Origin of the sequence: Flavobacterium bernardetii, assembly GCF_011305415.1 — a bacterium.
GTDB classification, from domain to species: Bacteria; Bacteroidota; Bacteroidia; order Flavobacteriales; family Flavobacteriaceae; genus Flavobacterium; species Flavobacterium bernardetii.
Map to the genome: position 1 here is coordinate 66,465 of NZ_JAANOQ010000006.1, position 16,190 is coordinate 82,654.

The window sequence follows — 16,190 nt, forward strand, 5'->3', positions numbered from 1 at the left end:
AAACAAGACAAAAGTGTTAAAATTTTAAAAAAAACAATAACACAGAGAAAGAACTATCAATTAAGTAAAATAAAGGCTTTTGCAATTTTAACTTCTTTTACGGCAAAGCCGTAATTATTAATTCTTATATATTAATACATTTACATAAGTAAATTTTTCATCAAACAACTGGGGGGTTGTAAAATGAGTAAAATCCGTCTGAAACTTTCAGGCGGATTTTTTTATAAAATGAAAATTTAACATCATTTACGGCATAACCGTAAGCTAGTAAACACAATTACAACTAATTTCGCTATAGTAAATTTTCATATAACAACTGGGGGGTTGTCAATTGAATTAAATCCGTCTGAGAAACTCAGACGGATTTTTTATTTTATCCAATATATGTTTGATTTATATTAGAATTGTAGACTATAAATAATATTATAAAACCAACAATCTTTTGGTTAATTTCTTCCAATTTCATTAGAGTATAATTCAGACAACACATCACTTTGCCAAAATTCTTTTGAATCAATGTCCATAATGGTTAAGGCGCCTTTAAAAGCTGCTCCTGTATCTAAATTCCAAACTGAATTTTTAAATAAAGGTGCTACTTTTTCTGTTTTAGAAATAGGCGAATGTCCAATATAAATTTCTGAATAAATTTTTAATCTTTTTGGATACCATTCAGAATTCACATCTATTGCTTCATCCAAACATGAAGCCACTTCCCAAAGCGTTCTGTCCCAATACAATAATTTTGGAAAAAACTCAAGTTTCACACCGTTCATATTGGTAAATCCTGCGTGAACAAACAACCTGTTTTGTTCGTCTAAATAATAATTTTGTAAGGATTTTAAAAACTGAATGTGTTTTTGTTTGGTTAGGCTTGAAACATTCAAATAAGCATCAACTGTGGCTTTTCCTCCATGTTTAAACCACATCTCTTCATTTAAATGTTCATGATTGTCTTGTAACCAATCTAAAAGTAATTCGTCATGATTGCCTTTTATAAAAATACAGTTTTGCTTCTCTGATAAATCAATTAGAAAATCTAAGACTTCAGGTGATTGACTCCAACCATCAACATAATCTCCTAAAAAAATCAAAGTATCTTTTAAGGTATTTTTTGCTCTTTCTAAAACTTGTTCAATTGCTTTTAATCCTCCGTGTATGTCGCCAATTACTAATGTTCTGCTCATTTATAGGTTGTAAAATATATGGACTAATGTACAAATAAAACTTCAAATGCAAAACATGATATTTGTTAGGTTTATATTTTAAGAATTACTTATCTTTGTATTTTAATTCAATCTAAATAAGTTCGTGAGCGAATCTAATGCTTCCATGCTGAAAAAAGGTCAAAGCGCCCAAATTATCGATATTAATATTGATGAAATCCCTTTGAAATTAATTGAAATGGGATGTTTGCCTGGTAATGACATTGAATTAATTCAAATTGCTCCAATGGGCGATCCTCTATTTTTTAACGTTAATGATTCGAAAGTGGCTATTAGAAAAAAAACAGCGCGAGCTATTTATATCAGCCTAGAATCTATAAAATAAATGACTCCAAAAATCATAAAAGTTGCGCTAATTGGTAATCCAAATGTTGGAAAGACTTCTGTATTCAACCAATTGACAGGTTTAAATCAGCAAGTGGGGAACTATCCTGGAATTACAGTTGATAAAAAAACTGGTATTTCAAAATTGAACCAAATTACCAAAGCAAAAATTATAGATTTACCTGGAACTTACAGTTTAAATGCGAATTCTATTGACGAAAATGTTGTGATTGAATTGCTTTTAAATAAAAACGATGAAGATTTTCCAGATGTTGCTGTTGTGGTGACGGAAGTAGAAAATTTGAAACGAAATTTATTACTTTTTACTCAAATAAAAGACCTTGAAATTCCGACGTTACTTGTCATTAACATGAGTGACCGAATGAAACAAAAAGGGATTGAATTAGATATTCCGTTATTGGAAACGGCTTTAAAAACGAAAATCGCTTTAATTAGTTCTCGAAAAAATATCGGAATTGATAAGGTTAAAGAATTGATTATAAATTATAAAAACCTTTCAACAGAAGCGTGTTTAAATGCGAGTTCTATTGATGTAGAATATTTTAACCGATTACGAAAAGCGTTTCCAAATCAGTTATTATATAAATTATGGTTGGTAATTACGCAAGACGTTAATTTCTTGAATTTACAACGTAATGAAATTGAAAACACGTTCACACGTTCACACACGGAATTAAAAAAACTACAACAAAAAGAAACCATAAAACGCTATCAATTTATTAATGACACGTTGAAAGTGGCTCAAAAAATTGACAAATCTAAAGCGACAGATTTTCAAAGCACTCTAGATAATATTTTAACGCATAAAGTTTTTGGTTACCTAATTTTCTTCGGAGTTTTAATGCTTATTTTTCAATCAATTTTCGATTGGAGTAGCATTCCGATGGATTTTATTGATACGAGTTTCTCCAAATTAAGCGCACTTACGAAAGACAATCTTCCGCACGGAAAATTCACCGATTTACTTTCCGACGGAATCATTCCTGGAATAGGTGGGATTGTGATTTTCATTCCGCAAATCGCCTTTTTATTCTTGTTTATTTCGGTGTTAGAAGAAAGCGGTTATATGAGTCGAGTCGTGTTTTTAATGGATAAAATCATGCGCCGATTCGGATTATCTGGAAAAAGTATTGTGCCTTTAATTTCCGGAACAGCTTGTGCGATTCCAGCTATTATGAGCACTAGAAATATCGAAAACTGGAAAGAACGTTTAATTACGATTTTAATCACACCTTTCATTACCTGTTCGGCACGATTACCTGTTTATGCAATTTTAATTTCATTAATCATTCCAGAAAAACGCTTTTTAGGTTTTAGTTTACAAGGTTTAACTTTAATGGCCTTGTATTTAATGGCTTTTGTGGTCGCAATTGGTTCTGCTTATATTTTAAACAAGTTATTAAAACTACAATGCAAATCGTATTTTGTAGTAGAAATGCCGAGTTATAAAGTCCCAATGTTTAAAAACGTAGCCTTAAATGTTTTAGAAAAAACTAAAGCATTTGTAACTGGAGCTGGAAAAATAATTTTAGCGATTTCCATTGTTTTATGGTTTTTAGGTTCGCATGGTTCATCAAATTTTGATAATGCTGAAAAAATTATCGCAGAAAAAAACACCAATACACGTTTAGAAGAAGGTGTTTTTGAAAATCAGGTTAGCGCTTACAAATTAGAAAATTCTTACATGGGAATTATGGGTAAAACCATAGAGCCAGCTATCAAACCTTTGGGTTACGATTGGAAAATTGGAATTGCTGTGGTGAGTTCGTTCGCGGCTCGTGAAGTATTTGTTGGAACATTAGCCACCATTTACAGTGTAGGAAATCAAAGTGATGAAGAATCAACTATAAAAATGAAAATGGCAGAAGATATTGATGCAAATGGTAATAGAATTTTCAATTTTGCAACAGGAATTTCACTACTTTTATTCTACGCTTTTGCGATGCAATGTGTGAGTACGCTTGCCATTGTGAAAAAAGAAACCAACTCTTGGAAGTGGCCTTTAATTCAATTGGTTTTCATGAGTGGATTTGCTTATGTTGTGGCGTTAATTGCTTATCAAACATTGAAATAACATGCAAGAAATTTTAACATATATCTGTTTAGCATTGGCAGTTGGATTTTTGATTAAAAAATTCTTCTGGAAGAAAAAAGCCAACAAAAAAGGCTGCGGTGATGATTGTGGTTGTAAGTAATTTTCGGCATTATTTTTGAAAGAAAAAGAAAAACTTCTTTATGCTAAAAAATACTTTACTACTTATCCTTTTTACTTTTTCAAGTAGCTTTTACGCTCAAAAAATTGACAAATCTAAGGACGAATTAAAATCAGGAAAAGAAGATAATCGCCCACCCTTACCTACCGAACCCACTTATCAAAACACCACTACAACTGCTCGTGAAAGCGATGACTCTGACGATTTAAGCACACTAGCTTTTTTTGGAAAGGTTGGGTTTTATGTTTTTTTATACGGAGGAATTGGCGATTACGAAAACGAAGATCATTTATTTAGCGAACTAACACCATATCCTTACTGCAATAACAAATCTGGAAATTATATGAGTTCTGATATTGAAGATGAATCGGAAGACTTAATGCGATTTGATGTAGAAAACCATTTTTTGTATGGAAATAATGCTTCTTTTGGAAATCATATGAAGGGGAAATTCAGGCCTTTTCAATATTTCTATCTGCAAGCCGATTATAGAGAATTAATAGAACGAGACAAATTCGCAAAAACAACTTCTAACTTATCCTTATTTCAATTTAATTTAGGTTATGACCGAATACGTTTTGAAAAATTCAATTTAGGTTGGACGCTTGGCGCAACGTATATTGCTAACGACATCAATAAAGCCGGTTTCTCTTACGGATTAAACACCGATTTTTTTCCATTTAAAAATGTGAGTTTTAATAGTGCAATGCTTTGGAGTAAAATCAACGGATTACCCGTAAACTCCTTCGAATTTAGAGGAAAATACCACAAGAAAAATCACTTTTTTTCTATGGGTTATGAGAATTTAAGAATTGCTTCACCAAGTTATAATTATGCGACTTTTGGAGCTGGGTTTTATTTTTAAATTATTCTAAAATCAATTGAATTTTATACTCTTTTAACTCTATCTGATTTTCAGTTTTAGTTGGCGAAACTATATAGCTTTTCAGTTTTTTATTTTGAGGAATATACTTTTCAAACCAAACCAAATTTTCATCTCTAGTTTTTGGTGAGAATGTCAATTGAATAGTTTCATTTAGCGCTTTATTTTGCCAAACACTTACTTCCATGACTAATTCTCCTGCCCAAACACAATTCACACCTTGAGGACATCTAGAATCGGAAATAATTTTATCAATCACAATGGTATAGTCGTTCACCACTATTTCCTTTTTAGAAGTAATTGTAATTTCATTTGAATTCTCTTTTACAGATTTACAAGCTACAAAAGCACATAAAACAATAACTAAAATTAATTTTTTCATCTGAATTTTATTAAATTATCTTACCCTAAAGCTACATCTAAACTCATCATCACAATAAATCCACCAATAAAACCTAAAGTAGCAATATCTGTATTTTTATCTTGTTGCGTTTCTGGAATCACTTCTTCTACTACCACAAAAATCATCGCACCAGCTGCAAAAGCTAAAGCATAAGGTAAAATTGGTGTAAAAAAAGTTACGGCAAACGCACCTATAACTCCAGCAATAGGTTCAACAATCGCGGATGATTGACCGTACATAAAACTTTTTCTACGACTCATTCCCATTCTTCGTAAAGGCATAGAAACCGCAATTCCTTCAGGAAAATTTTGAATTCCAATTCCAATAGCCAAAGTAACAGCTCCAGCAATAGAAGCTTCCGGAATTCCAGCAGCAACTCCACCAAATAAAACCCCAACAGCTAATCCTTCTGGAATATTATGTAAAGTTATGGCTAAAACCAACAAAGTAGTGCGTTGCCAAGGTGATTTTATACCTTCTGTTTCTTTAAAATTAATATGTAAATGAGGCAGTGTTTTGTCTAATGCAAATAAGAATAACGCACCCATTAAAAACCCTGAAGCAGCCGGTATTACTTTTGTAAAACCTTCGCCTTCACTCATTTCTATGGCTGGTGCTAATAAGCTCCAATAACTTGCTGCCACCATTACACCGCCAGTAAAACCTAACATTCCATCTAAAACGGCTCTGTTCATCGTTTTAAAAAAGAACACCAAAGAAGCTCCAGCTGCAGTAACCAACCACGTAAACATAGTCGCGTAAAAGGCTGCTAAAATGGGATCAATGCCTTCTAAATATTTTATTAAATCTTGATACATATTATTTTACGTATAAATTATTAGCAATTTTGTCTGATATAACTAAAATAGTATTGTTAATTTCAATTTTTATTGTGCCATCAAAGGCTTCTTTTTCTAAAACTTTAATATTTGTGCCTAATGAAATCTGCTGTTTGTTTAAATATTGTAAAAAATCTACTGAAGTATCTTTTACACCAACACACGTGATGGTTTTTCCTGTTTCAATTTCAGAAAGTAATTGTTTTGCTATTGTTGGAATTTCTCCTTTTGCATTCGGAATTGGGTCGCCATGAGGATCAAAACTTGGGAAATTTAAAAACTTATCCAACTGATTAATCAATTTTTCCGAACGAATGTGTTCTAATTCTTCCGCAACTTCATGCACTTCATCCCAAGCAAAACCTAATTTTTCTACTAAAAAAACTTCCCACAAACGATGATTTCTGACAATCATTTTCGCATTTAGTTTCCCTTTATCAGTTAAAAAAACACCTTGATACTTTTGATAGTCCACCAATTCTTTGTCCGATAATTTCTTAAGCATATCTGTTACAGATGAGGCTTTTGTATCTAACATTCCAGCAATAGCATTCGTATTCACTCCTTTTGGCGAAAGGTTTGACAAATGATAAATTACTTTTAAATAGTTTTCTTCGGAAGTGGTCATAAAATACGTTTCAACAAAAATAGTGAATAATATTTCATTACTACAAATAATATTTTTAGATTTGTCTAAAAATTAAATTATATATAGTGAAAAAAATATTTCTGCTATTCTTTTTTTCTGTTCTTTCTCAAGCGCAAATAAAAGATACTATTGCAAAAAATACAGATAAAGACATTGATGAAATTGTTATTACAGGAACTTTAAAAGCCGTTTCTCGGTTGGAAACTCCAGTTCCTGTAGAAATTTATACGTCAACTTTCCTAAAGAAAAATCCAACTTCCAACATTTTTGAAGCTTTGCAAAACGTAAATGGTGTGCGTCCGCAATTGAATTGCAATATTTGTAATACTGGCGACATTCATATTAATGGTTTGGAAGGTCCGTATACGATGGTTACGATTGATGGAATGCCAATTGTAAGTTCGCTTTCTACGGTTTATGGCTTATCTGGAATTCCTAATTCATTAATTGATCGAATTGAAATTGTAAAAGGTCCGGCTTCTTCTTTATATGGAAGTGAAGCTGTTGGTGGATTAATCAATATTATCACTAAAAACGCGACTCAAGCTCCAATTTTTTCTGCAGATTTTTTCACGACTTCATGGTTAGAAAACAATTTAGATTTAGGTTTCAAAAAGAACATAAAAAACAAAGCAAATACATTAATTGGCTTGAATTATTACAATTACAATTCGCCAATAGACAACAATAACGATAATTTTACCGATGTCACTTTACAGGAAAGAATTTCGATTTTTAACAAATGGAATTTCATCCGAAAAAATGATAAATTATTCACTTTGGCTGGTCGTTTTTTTTACGAAGATCGTTGGGGTGGTGAAATGAATTGGAACAAATCGTACCGAGGAACTAATAAAGTATATGGAGAAAGTATTTACACGTCTCGTCAAGAATTAATTGGAAAGTATCAATTACCTGTTTCAGAAAAAATTTATTTCTCCTTTTCAGCCACTAACCACAATCAAGATTCTTATTATGGAACCACTAAATATTTAGCACAACAACAAATTGGTTTCGGACAACTAACATGGGATAAAAAAATTGGCAATCACGACTTTTTATTAGGAAGTGCTTATCGTTACCAATTTTATAACGACAATACAACCGCAACAGTTGCACCAGAAAGAACAAACATTTATAGTATTTTCGGTCAAGACGAAATAAAATTGGCAAAAATGCACAGTGTTTTATTGGGAAGTCGATTGGATTACAACAACAATCACGGATACATTTACACGCCACGAATAGCATACAAATGGAAATTTACTGATTCGGATATTTTTAGAATTAATGCTGGAACTGGATTTAGAGTCGTGAATTTATTTACCGAAGAACACGCCGCGCTTACAGGTTCAAGAGAAGTAATTGTTGAAGAAGATTTGAAACCAGAAAAGTCGTTTAATGTGAATGTGAATTATTTAAAAAAGATGCGATTTGAAAATACTTCGTCTTTAGGTTTTGACATTTCCGCTTGGTATACTCATTTTTCGAATCAAATTATTCCGGATTACGACACCAATCCAAATCAAATTATTTATAAAAACTTAAATGGTTTTGCGGTAACAAAAGGGATAAGCATGAATATCGATTATATGTCGAATTTCGGATTAAAAGCAATTTTGGGAGCTAGTATTTTAGAAAGTGAAAACACAAAAGATGGCGTAACCTCAACACCAATTTTAACGGAGAAATATAGCGCGAATTGGGCGATAACTTATGAAATTTTAGAATGGAATTTATCTTTTGATTATACCGGAAATTTATATGGTCCGATGCGATTGCCTTTATTAAGCAGCTTAGATCCTAGAGCAGGAACATCGCCAGTTTGGAGCATTCAAAACATTCAAGCAACGTATAAGTGGAACAATACATTTGAAATATATGGTGGAATTAAGAACTTATTAAATTGGACACCCAACAAAAAAAATGCGTTTTTAATTGCAAGACCAAATGATCCATTTGATGAAAATGTGCAATTTGATGGAAACGGAAATGTCATTGCTACTCCAGAAAATCCGTATGCTTTAACTTTTGATCCCGCTTATGTGTACGCTCCCAATCAAGGAATTAGAGGTTTCTTAGGATTAAGATATTATTTGAAATAAAATCCAAAAAGCCCGCTTTTATGAGGCGGGCTTTTCTTTATAACTCTAAAAAATTAATTGAAGTTGATATTATTATCAAAATCTTTATAGGTTAAAAAACCTTTTTTTTCTGTATCAAAATCGAGCAAGCTCAACAGTTCAAACAATTCATATCTATCAATTAGAATGATAAAATTTTTCTGTAACGTAGGAATTGGAATTTTCTTATTATAAATAGAATTTTCATATTCGTTTTCCCAATAACTGATATCTACTTTTCGTAAAAAATCTTTAAATGTTTCTAATTCGATTATATCTAAACTAAAATGTAGGTTATTAAAACTCAATTGGAATTTCTTGCAATTATTCATATAAATTAAAATTCCATTTTTTGTTTCTTTAACTTTTGTAAAATTGCAACACATAACTATCTTATTTTGAGATGTAACTTTCTATAATTTTAGCCACTTCTTCTCTTGAAGCATCTGCTTTTAAGTCGAATAATTTCATAAATAATGGCTGATTGTCCACTTTTTTCTCTAAAGTCAAATCTTTATTTTTTAAGAAAACAATTTCCCATTGGTCTCTGACTTTTTTCCAAACCGAATTGTTCTTTTTCCACCAATCTTGTGCGATTTTACATTTAGAATCATCCACTTTTGTATATACATCATGACCTTTTTCTTGCGCTAATAACACGTCTTTTTCATTATTTTTTCTAATCAACTTAGCATTATCTTGATCATGAATCCAACCAGTTGTAGTTATTTCCTGCACATTTGTTCTTTTCAAAACATTATAATCATTTCTAATTGTATGTTCTCTTCTTGGTAAAGGAGCATCTGTTGTATTTACCCAATAATGTCTTCCGTCTACGTGAACCCAAGTCGCTGTTCCTTCATATCTCGGACTATCATCCACTTGATATACTTTTTGTGTCCATTGTCCTTTCACTTCTTTTGGCGATAATTGATTAAAATCCCAAGTCGTTTCTTTATTGAAGGTATAAAATTTTGTGTTTTCGAACAACCAATCTTGACGCCAATGTTTTACAATTGATTCTTCTGTTTTTCCTGTAATTAATAAATGCTGTAACGAAATTTTATTAGGTTGGTCTTCAATTAATTCTACCCATTCTAAAGCGGTTTCATGTTTTACAGGCGATTTTTTATACAAACTGTCTTTAGAATAACTAAAAGTTTCCGCAAAATTGAACTGCACTTCGTAACAACCACACATCGATTTAATGGCTTTTACGTCTTCTTTCTTTTTTACATCCTGACTTCTTCCTACAAAGCCAATTAACAATAATGTGGTTGTTAAAATAAATGTGTTGATTTTCATAATGTTATGATTTAAGATTAAATTTCTGATGCAAATATATTTATTTTTATTCATTCTAAATAAAAATAATATATATATTTGTCGAAATAATTTTATTAAGTCTAATTTAATATAATGAAGAATATCAGATATATCTTGTTTTTATTGGCGTTTAAGTCCTTTTCACAAAACGAAAAAAAAGACACGATTAAAAGTGTCTTAATAGAAGAAGTTGTTGTAACGGCAACTCGAACAGAAAGACAATTATCATCTTTGCCTCTACCGGTACAATTAATTACGAAAGCACAAATTAAACAAACTGGAGCGTTAAAACTAAATGATATACTTGAAGAACAAACTGGACTTATAATAGTTCCAGATTTTGGTGGTGTTCTTGGAATTCAAATGCAAGGTTTAGATGCTCAATATACTTTGATATTGATAGATGGCGTGCCACTTGTTGGTCGTTCGGCAGGATCGCTAGATTTGAGTAGAGTTACTATAAACAACATCAAACAAATTGAAATTGTAAAAGGAGCATCGTCTAGTTTGTATGGTTCTGAAGCATTAGGTGGTGTAATAAATATAATTACGGAAAGTCCAAAAAACAAAAAACTTACAGGTGAATTAAATAGTCGTATAGGAACCTTTTTTACAACTGATAACAATCTAAATTTTGGATTTGGCATCAATAAATTAAACATCAATGCATCAATAAATTCATTTTCAACAGACGGCTATGATTTAGAAAAAACAGATAATGAGAAAACGGTTTTACCCTACCGAAATTTAACTTCACAATTGCAACTTGATTATAGATTTTCGGATAAATCAAATTTAGTAGTATCCAATCGATATTTCAATCAAAATAACGATGTTGAAACTATTGTAAACAACAAAAACGCATCGGGTACAACCAAAACCAACGAATACAATAGTCATTCTAGATTTTTTTATAATCCAAATAACAATTTGAGTTTCGTAGGAGAATTTTATGCCACTCAATATTACATAAAAGATGACGTGCGTTTTAACGACACCAATACAATTTTATACAATGATTTTTTTAAAGAAAATTTACTTCGTCCGGAAATAAGAATATCTTACAAGAAACGAAATACAACTTACACTTCTGGATTTGGTTATAATTTTAACAATTTGGAACGCACCTATTTTGAACAAAAAGCAGTCAATAATTCTTATTATGGATTTCTACAATACGATTACAATCTAAAAGAAAAGATTAATGTTTTAGCAGGATTACGTTATGACAAAAATTTAGCTTATGCTTCCGTTTTAAGTCCGAAATTAGCTTTGAATTATCAATTTTCGAAACAATTTTCAATTCAAGGTTCTGTTGGTTACGGTTTTAAAGCACCCGATTTACGACAATTATTTTTCAATTTCGAAAATGTTGGCGTGGGCTATATTGTTTTGGGTTATAATGTTGCTCCAAATCGTTTAACTGAATTAGAATCGCAAGGACGTATTCAAAACAGTTTGGTATCTCCTAATTTTTTCGATAACTCACTAAATCCTGAAACTAGTGTAGGTTATAATTTCGGTATAAAATTCAATCGAGAAAAAATAAAAAATTCTATAAATATTTTCTACAACGAAGTAAAAAACTTAATAGATACGAGAGCTATTGCGCGATTAACCAACGGACAAAATATTTTTAGTTATTCGAATATCGGTTCAGTTTTCACGCAAGGTTTAGAATTTAATTCATCAGTCAAAATAACTAAAAACATTGAAATTTCGAGCGGATATCAGTATCTAATTGCAAAAGACAATGATGTTATACAAGACATTAAAGACAAAAAAGTATTTGCTCGTGACCCAATCACATCACAATCGTTTGAACTAAAACAATCGGATTATTTCGGATTATTCAATCGTTCAAAGCATACTGCAAACTTCAAATATTTTTTAAAAATACCAAATTGGAAACTCTATCACAATTTCAGAGCAACCTACAGAAGCAAGTACGGATTATTCGACACTAACAATAATGCAATTCTAGACAATTATGATGCTTTTGCAAAAGAGTATGTGATTTTTGACTCCTCAATAACCAAAAAAATAAAAGAAAAATTTGAAATACAATTCGGCATCGATAATATTTTGAATTTTACAGATACACAAAATGCGAGTAACTACGCAGGAAGATTAACGTATTGCAAAGTGCAATACAATTTTTAACTATTTTAAACCTAATTAATACATTATGAAAAATTTCAAAACAATTTTAGTATTAGCAATTTCAGTTGCTTTTTTATCTTGCTCAAAAGACGATGAGCCAACACCAACTGCTACACCAACAACACTAACCGTAAAAACCTTTTCTAATTTGCATGCGCCAGTTACAGGTGGTGGTGGGCAACCCGTAAGTGGAGAGTTTGTAAAATTCAATTTTGCAACAGGACAAATTGTAACCGCAGGAGACAATTGGGACATTGCTTTTCGCTCTACTACAATTCTTGTAAATGGCGGGGTTGCAGGAACTGATCAACCAGCAAGAACTGGTATTGCAGCTGCATCTGTTGTTACAGGAACTTTTGCAAACATTATAACAGCTCCAACGGATAATTTATTTGCACAAGATACAGCAACAAGTTACGCAATACCTACAGGTTCAGGTAATGGATGGTACAATTATAATGGTGCTACTAATGTTGTGTCTCCAATTGCTGGAAAAGTAATTGTGATAAAAACCCACGATGGAAAATACGCAAAAATGGAAATTTTAAGTTATTATCAAAACGCACCTGCAAACCCAACAGGAACTGAACCATCAAGATATTACAAATTTAACTATGTATATCAACCTAATGGAAGCAAAAACTTTTAAAATTATTCTATAAAAAAATAGAAAAAAAAACCAGAGTTTCTTTTAAACTTTGAATTTTGTTTGTGTTTGATTAAAGACTGCCCTTTTTGAGCAGTCTTTATTTTTAAATTCATAACTTTACCAAATATTAAAATTAATTTCTGAGAAGTAGTTTTTACTTTTCAATGTGGAATCGAGTTAAATTCTCGAACTGTCGTGCAACTGTGATTTTCTTTTAGAAATAAGTCAGATACATATAATTGATTTTTGTTTACGCATCACGAAAGTGCATAAGCTAGAATTTTCTTCATTTCACTACAATGAAGAAAAGCTCTGTTTTATTCATTTTCAAAACTTTAAAAATGAATAAAATATGTTTGACAACTATGACTTAGCTTGGGCGAAATATCAGAAAAAATTAAGAATCTTGCCTTTACCGATACTTTCATGGGATATTTTTAGCCATCCGAATGTAGAAATTACAGCTTTTAATTCCCTTCAAAAAAAATGGATCAATAAAGAAGATTATCACAATCAAATAGCCAATAAATCTGTGATTGTTACTGATAAAAATCTTACTATTCTGTTTACTACAAAAGAAATTTCTGAATTAACGGGCTATCGTTCTTCTGAAATTATTGGACAAACGCCAAAAATGTTTCAAGGTGCTTTAACGGATGATAGAACTAGAGAAAAAATCAGAATGGCAATTAGCAAAAATCATCCTTTTAAAGAAATTGTCATTAATTATAAAAAAGATGGCACCATGTATAGATGCGAAATTGAAGCCTATCCTAAATTTGATTCTAACAACAACTTAGTAAATTACATTGCATTCGAAAGAATTGCCTCTTAATCCAAATATATGAAAACACAAGAAGAAAAAATTAAAGATTCTACAACAAGAGTTTTTAAAGCCGTATTTCCAAACACAACCAATCATTACGATACTTTATTTGGTGGAACTGCCATGCAATTTATGGATGAAGTTGCTTTCATCACAGCAACCAGATATAGTCGCCAAAAAATGGTAACCGTAAGTAGTGATAAAATAGATTTTAAAAGACCAATTCCACATGGAACAATTATAGAACTGATTGGAAAAGTGACGTATTTAGGCACCACCAGTTTAAAAGTTAGAGTAGATATTTTTATTGAAGAAATGTATTCGAATTCTAGAGAAAAAGCCATTACAGGCGAATTTACTTTCGTTGCGATTGACGAAAACAAAAAAGCTGTTAAAGTGGAATAATCTTTTTTAAAATTCAACTTAAAAGAAGTACTTTTGAAACTATGAACCACTATCATTACATTTTTACCGGAAACGGATTATCAGCTTTATTAACCCTTTTTGAAATGATTCAATCTGGCCGATTTTCTGATAAAAAAATATTGCTGATAGATTCCGATTCGAAAAACAAAAACGATAGAACCTGGTGTTTTTGGGATACCAAAAATTTATTTGATGAAATTAGTGCTAAAAAATGGCAACTAGCTTGGTTTAAAAACAAAGACTTCACCAATCAGTTAAATTTAAATCCGTACGAATATAAAATGATTCGAAGTGCAGATTTTTATAAGTTAATTTTCGATGAAATTGCCAAACATACAAACATTGATATGTTTCAAGATGAAGTCGTTGATTTTTCAGAATTAGGCAATCATTGTGTAGTGAAAACCAAAACTAAATCGTTTACTTGTAACAAAGTTTTCAATAGTATTTACAATCCAGAACTTGTAAAATCGCAAAAAAAAATTCCTTTGGTGCAACAACATTTTATTGGTTGGTTTATCAAAAGTAAGGAAGCTGTTTTCACAGAAAATTGCACAACTTTTATGGATTTTTCTGTCGAGCAGAAAGGAAACACACGATTTATGTATGTGTTACCAACTTCTTCAACAGAAGCTTTGTTAGAATACACATTGTTTTCGAAAGACTTATTATCGAAAGAAGAATACGAAAGAGAAATTGAAGATTACATCAAAAAATTAGGAATCACAGAATACGAAATTGTAGAAAAAGAACAAGGTAACATTCCCATGACTTGTTTTCCGTTTTGGAAAAATAACAGTAAAAACATCATAAACATTGGTTCAGCTGGTGGTTGGAGCAAAGCTAGCACGGGTTATACGTTTAAAAATTCGGTAAAAAAATCTAAAGAATTAGTTCGGTTTTTAAAAACAGGAAAAGACTTTACCAAATTTCATAAAATCAATAAATTTTGGTGCTACGATTTGTTGTTAATTGACATTTTGTACCAAACCAATCAACATGGAAGCGCTATTTTTTCGAGTATGTTTAAAACCGAAAAAGCACCATTAATTTTTAAATTCTTAGACGAAGAAACATCTTTTTGGGAAGATCTAAAAGTCATTTGGATGTGCCCGAAAGGTTTGTTTATTAAAGCTTTGTTGAAGAGAATTTTCTAGTTATTATTTTTGCCACGAATTCTCGAATTAAAAAAAATGTTTTTCTTAACGCTTAGATTCGAATTATTTATCGACTTCGTCGATTTAATTTTTTTAAACTTAGCATATAATTCGGCAATTCGTGGCTAAATTTTTATTCTTCTTCCAAATACTTCTTATTCACCAATTTTAAATTCGTGTAAAAATTATTCGCATCTGTAAAAACAACTCCTTTTTCATCAAAACGTTTAAAAGTAAAATCTCGTAATTTTTCTTCGATAGTTAACGATTTTAAAACCATTTTATTCTTTACGATTTCAAAACTCATGGCCACTTTTTCTCTTTGGTAAATCCAATTGGAAGTGAATTTATGGTTTTTACCAATACTTTCTTCACTTGTATAAAAAAACGGATACGGTTCTTGCGTTTCATAATTCAGTTGTAATAAATTGTAGTTTTTATCCACAATAAAACTCCCTTTATAAAACCCTTTCGACACAAAAGTGACTAACAATTCATCGTTATCTAACCATTCTCTAGTAAAAACATAACCGTTTGGATGACTAAAAAAATCAAGGTCGGTAGTCGTTAAATTTTTACGAATCGGAAAACCAGAAAGCCAACCAATTGGTGATTCATCAGCGGAATAGTGTTTAAAAATCTCTTTAAAATTAGAAAACCAATTGTCTTTATTTTCAATCACATTCTTTTTCGAAAACGAATTATTGAAATTCGTAATTTTTAGAATTTGGTCTTCTTTTCTATTGATAATCGTATCGGAATTCTTTAAATTAATTTGACGTAAATCGAAAACAAAACTTGTAGTATCCGTTTTTTTAAGCAATTGTTTGTTTAGTCTTTTTAAAATAGTCGCAATTTTTGGTTTGCTTTTCACATTAACCGTTTCAATTTCGGCATCTTTAAGTTCTTGGGCAAAACTGAATGAGGTAACGCTTAAAAAAAGTATAATAAAATATCGCATAACT

Annotated in this window: 17 protein-coding genes and 1 riboswitch; of the genes, 10 read left to right on the plus strand and 7 right to left on the minus strand. The window is 31.0% G+C overall.

The genetic code is table 11. The features are described 5' to 3' along the window. Window positions 1-446: 446 nt before the first annotated feature. Window positions 447-1,184 (minus strand): metallophosphoesterase, encoded by a 738-nt coding sequence (locus tag G6N05_RS11395; protein WP_166129092.1) that lies wholly within the window; start codon window positions 1,182-1,184, stop codon window positions 447-449. Window positions 1,185-1,329: 145 nt separating this feature from the next. Between G6N05_RS11395 and G6N05_RS11400 the strand changes: the two genes are divergently transcribed. Genes G6N05_RS11400 through G6N05_RS11415 form a run of 4 tightly spaced genes read left to right on the plus strand, consistent with a single transcriptional unit; the run spans window position 1,330 to window position 4,646 of the window. Then, the gene (locus tag G6N05_RS11400; protein ID WP_166129689.1) at window positions 1,330-1,548 is read left to right on the plus strand and encodes a FeoA family protein; all 219 of its coding nucleotides are present in this window, start codon (window positions 1,330-1,332) and stop codon (window positions 1,546-1,548) included. After that, entirely contained in the window at window positions 1,549-3,642 is a 2,094-nt protein-coding gene (gene feoB / locus G6N05_RS11405) for a ferrous iron transport protein B (protein WP_166129095.1), read from the plus strand. 1 nt (window position 3,643) lies between these two features. After that, complete coding sequence (locus G6N05_RS11410) at window positions 3,644-3,763, plus strand: FeoB-associated Cys-rich membrane protein (protein WP_166129100.1); 120 nt, start codon at window positions 3,644-3,646, stop codon at window positions 3,761-3,763. 40 nt (window positions 3,764-3,803) lie between these two features. Continuing rightward, window positions 3,804-4,646, plus strand: coding sequence for a hypothetical protein (locus G6N05_RS11415; RefSeq protein WP_166129103.1), 843 nt, complete (start codon window positions 3,804-3,806; stop codon window positions 4,644-4,646). A gap of 1 nt (window position 4,647) precedes the next feature. Here the strand turns inward: G6N05_RS11415 and G6N05_RS11420 are convergent, their stop codons facing one another. From G6N05_RS11420 to G6N05_RS11430, 3 genes are read right to left on the minus strand one after another with little or no spacing between them, the layout of a single operon-like run. Continuing rightward, on the minus strand, window positions 4,648-5,046 hold the full coding sequence (locus tag G6N05_RS11420; RefSeq protein ID WP_166129106.1) for a hypothetical protein: 399 nt from the start codon (window positions 5,044-5,046) through the stop codon (window positions 4,648-4,650). Window positions 5,047-5,066: 20 nt separating this feature from the next. Beyond that, on the minus strand, window positions 5,067-5,885 hold the full coding sequence (locus G6N05_RS11425; protein WP_166129111.1) for a ZIP family metal transporter: 819 nt from the start codon (window positions 5,883-5,885) through the stop codon (window positions 5,067-5,069). 1 nt (window position 5,886) lies between these two features. Next, window positions 5,887-6,534, minus strand: a complete 648-nt coding sequence (locus G6N05_RS11430; protein ID WP_166129114.1) for a metal-dependent transcriptional regulator — start codon at window positions 6,532-6,534, stop codon at window positions 5,887-5,889. Between the two features lie 83 nt (window positions 6,535-6,617). Between G6N05_RS11430 and G6N05_RS11435 the strand changes: the two genes are divergently transcribed. Beyond that, on the plus strand, window positions 6,618-8,660 hold the full coding sequence (locus G6N05_RS11435) for a TonB-dependent receptor plug domain-containing protein (RefSeq protein WP_394351476.1): 2,043 nt from the start codon (window positions 6,618-6,620) through the stop codon (window positions 8,658-8,660). Window positions 8,661-8,713: 53 nt separating this feature from the next. On the opposite strand, the gene G6N05_RS11440 is transcribed toward G6N05_RS11435, so the two are convergent. Together G6N05_RS11440 and G6N05_RS11445 are read right to left on the minus strand one after the other, a co-directional pair. After that, a complete protein-coding gene (locus G6N05_RS11440; RefSeq protein WP_187003017.1) occupies window positions 8,714-9,064 on the minus strand; it encodes a DUF6686 family protein in 351 nt (116 codons plus the stop codon). Between the two features lie 7 nt (window positions 9,065-9,071). Then, window positions 9,072-9,983, minus strand: coding sequence for a DUF6607 family protein (locus G6N05_RS11445; RefSeq protein ID WP_166129122.1), 912 nt, complete (start codon window positions 9,981-9,983; stop codon window positions 9,072-9,074). A gap of 114 nt (window positions 9,984-10,097) precedes the next feature. Here G6N05_RS11445 and G6N05_RS11450 point away from each other — a divergent pair, with 114 nt between their 5' ends. From G6N05_RS11450 to G6N05_RS11470, 5 genes are all read left to right on the plus strand, one after another. Next, on the plus strand, window positions 10,098-12,167 hold the full coding sequence (locus tag G6N05_RS11450; protein ID WP_166129126.1) for a TonB-dependent receptor plug domain-containing protein: 2,070 nt from the start codon (window positions 10,098-10,100) through the stop codon (window positions 12,165-12,167). A gap of 25 nt (window positions 12,168-12,192) precedes the next feature. After that, window positions 12,193-12,816, plus strand: a complete 624-nt coding sequence (locus G6N05_RS11455) for an HmuY family protein (protein ID WP_166129130.1) — start codon at window positions 12,193-12,195, stop codon at window positions 12,814-12,816. Window positions 12,817-12,962: 146 nt separating this feature from the next. Next, window positions 12,963-13,097, plus strand: a riboswitch (adenosylcobalamin (AdoCbl) riboswitch). Window positions 13,098-13,168: 71 nt separating this feature from the next. After that, a complete protein-coding gene (locus G6N05_RS11460) occupies window positions 13,169-13,651 on the plus strand; it encodes a PAS domain-containing protein (RefSeq protein ID WP_166129133.1) in 483 nt (160 codons plus the stop codon). A gap of 9 nt (window positions 13,652-13,660) precedes the next feature. Then, on the plus strand, window positions 13,661-14,047 hold the full coding sequence (locus G6N05_RS11465; protein WP_166129137.1) for an acyl-CoA thioesterase: 387 nt from the start codon (window positions 13,661-13,663) through the stop codon (window positions 14,045-14,047). Between the two features lie 41 nt (window positions 14,048-14,088). Next, window positions 14,089-15,225: a lycopene cyclase family protein gene (locus G6N05_RS11470; RefSeq protein ID WP_166129141.1), complete on the plus strand. Its 1,137-nt coding sequence runs from the start codon at window positions 14,089-14,091 to the stop codon at window positions 15,223-15,225. A gap of 133 nt (window positions 15,226-15,358) precedes the next feature. On the opposite strand, the gene G6N05_RS11475 is transcribed toward G6N05_RS11470, so the two are convergent. Further along, the gene (locus G6N05_RS11475; RefSeq protein WP_166129144.1) at window positions 15,359-16,186 is read right to left on the minus strand and encodes a hypothetical protein; all 828 of its coding nucleotides are present in this window, start codon (window positions 16,184-16,186) and stop codon (window positions 15,359-15,361) included. Window positions 16,187-16,190: the final 4 nt, after the last annotated feature.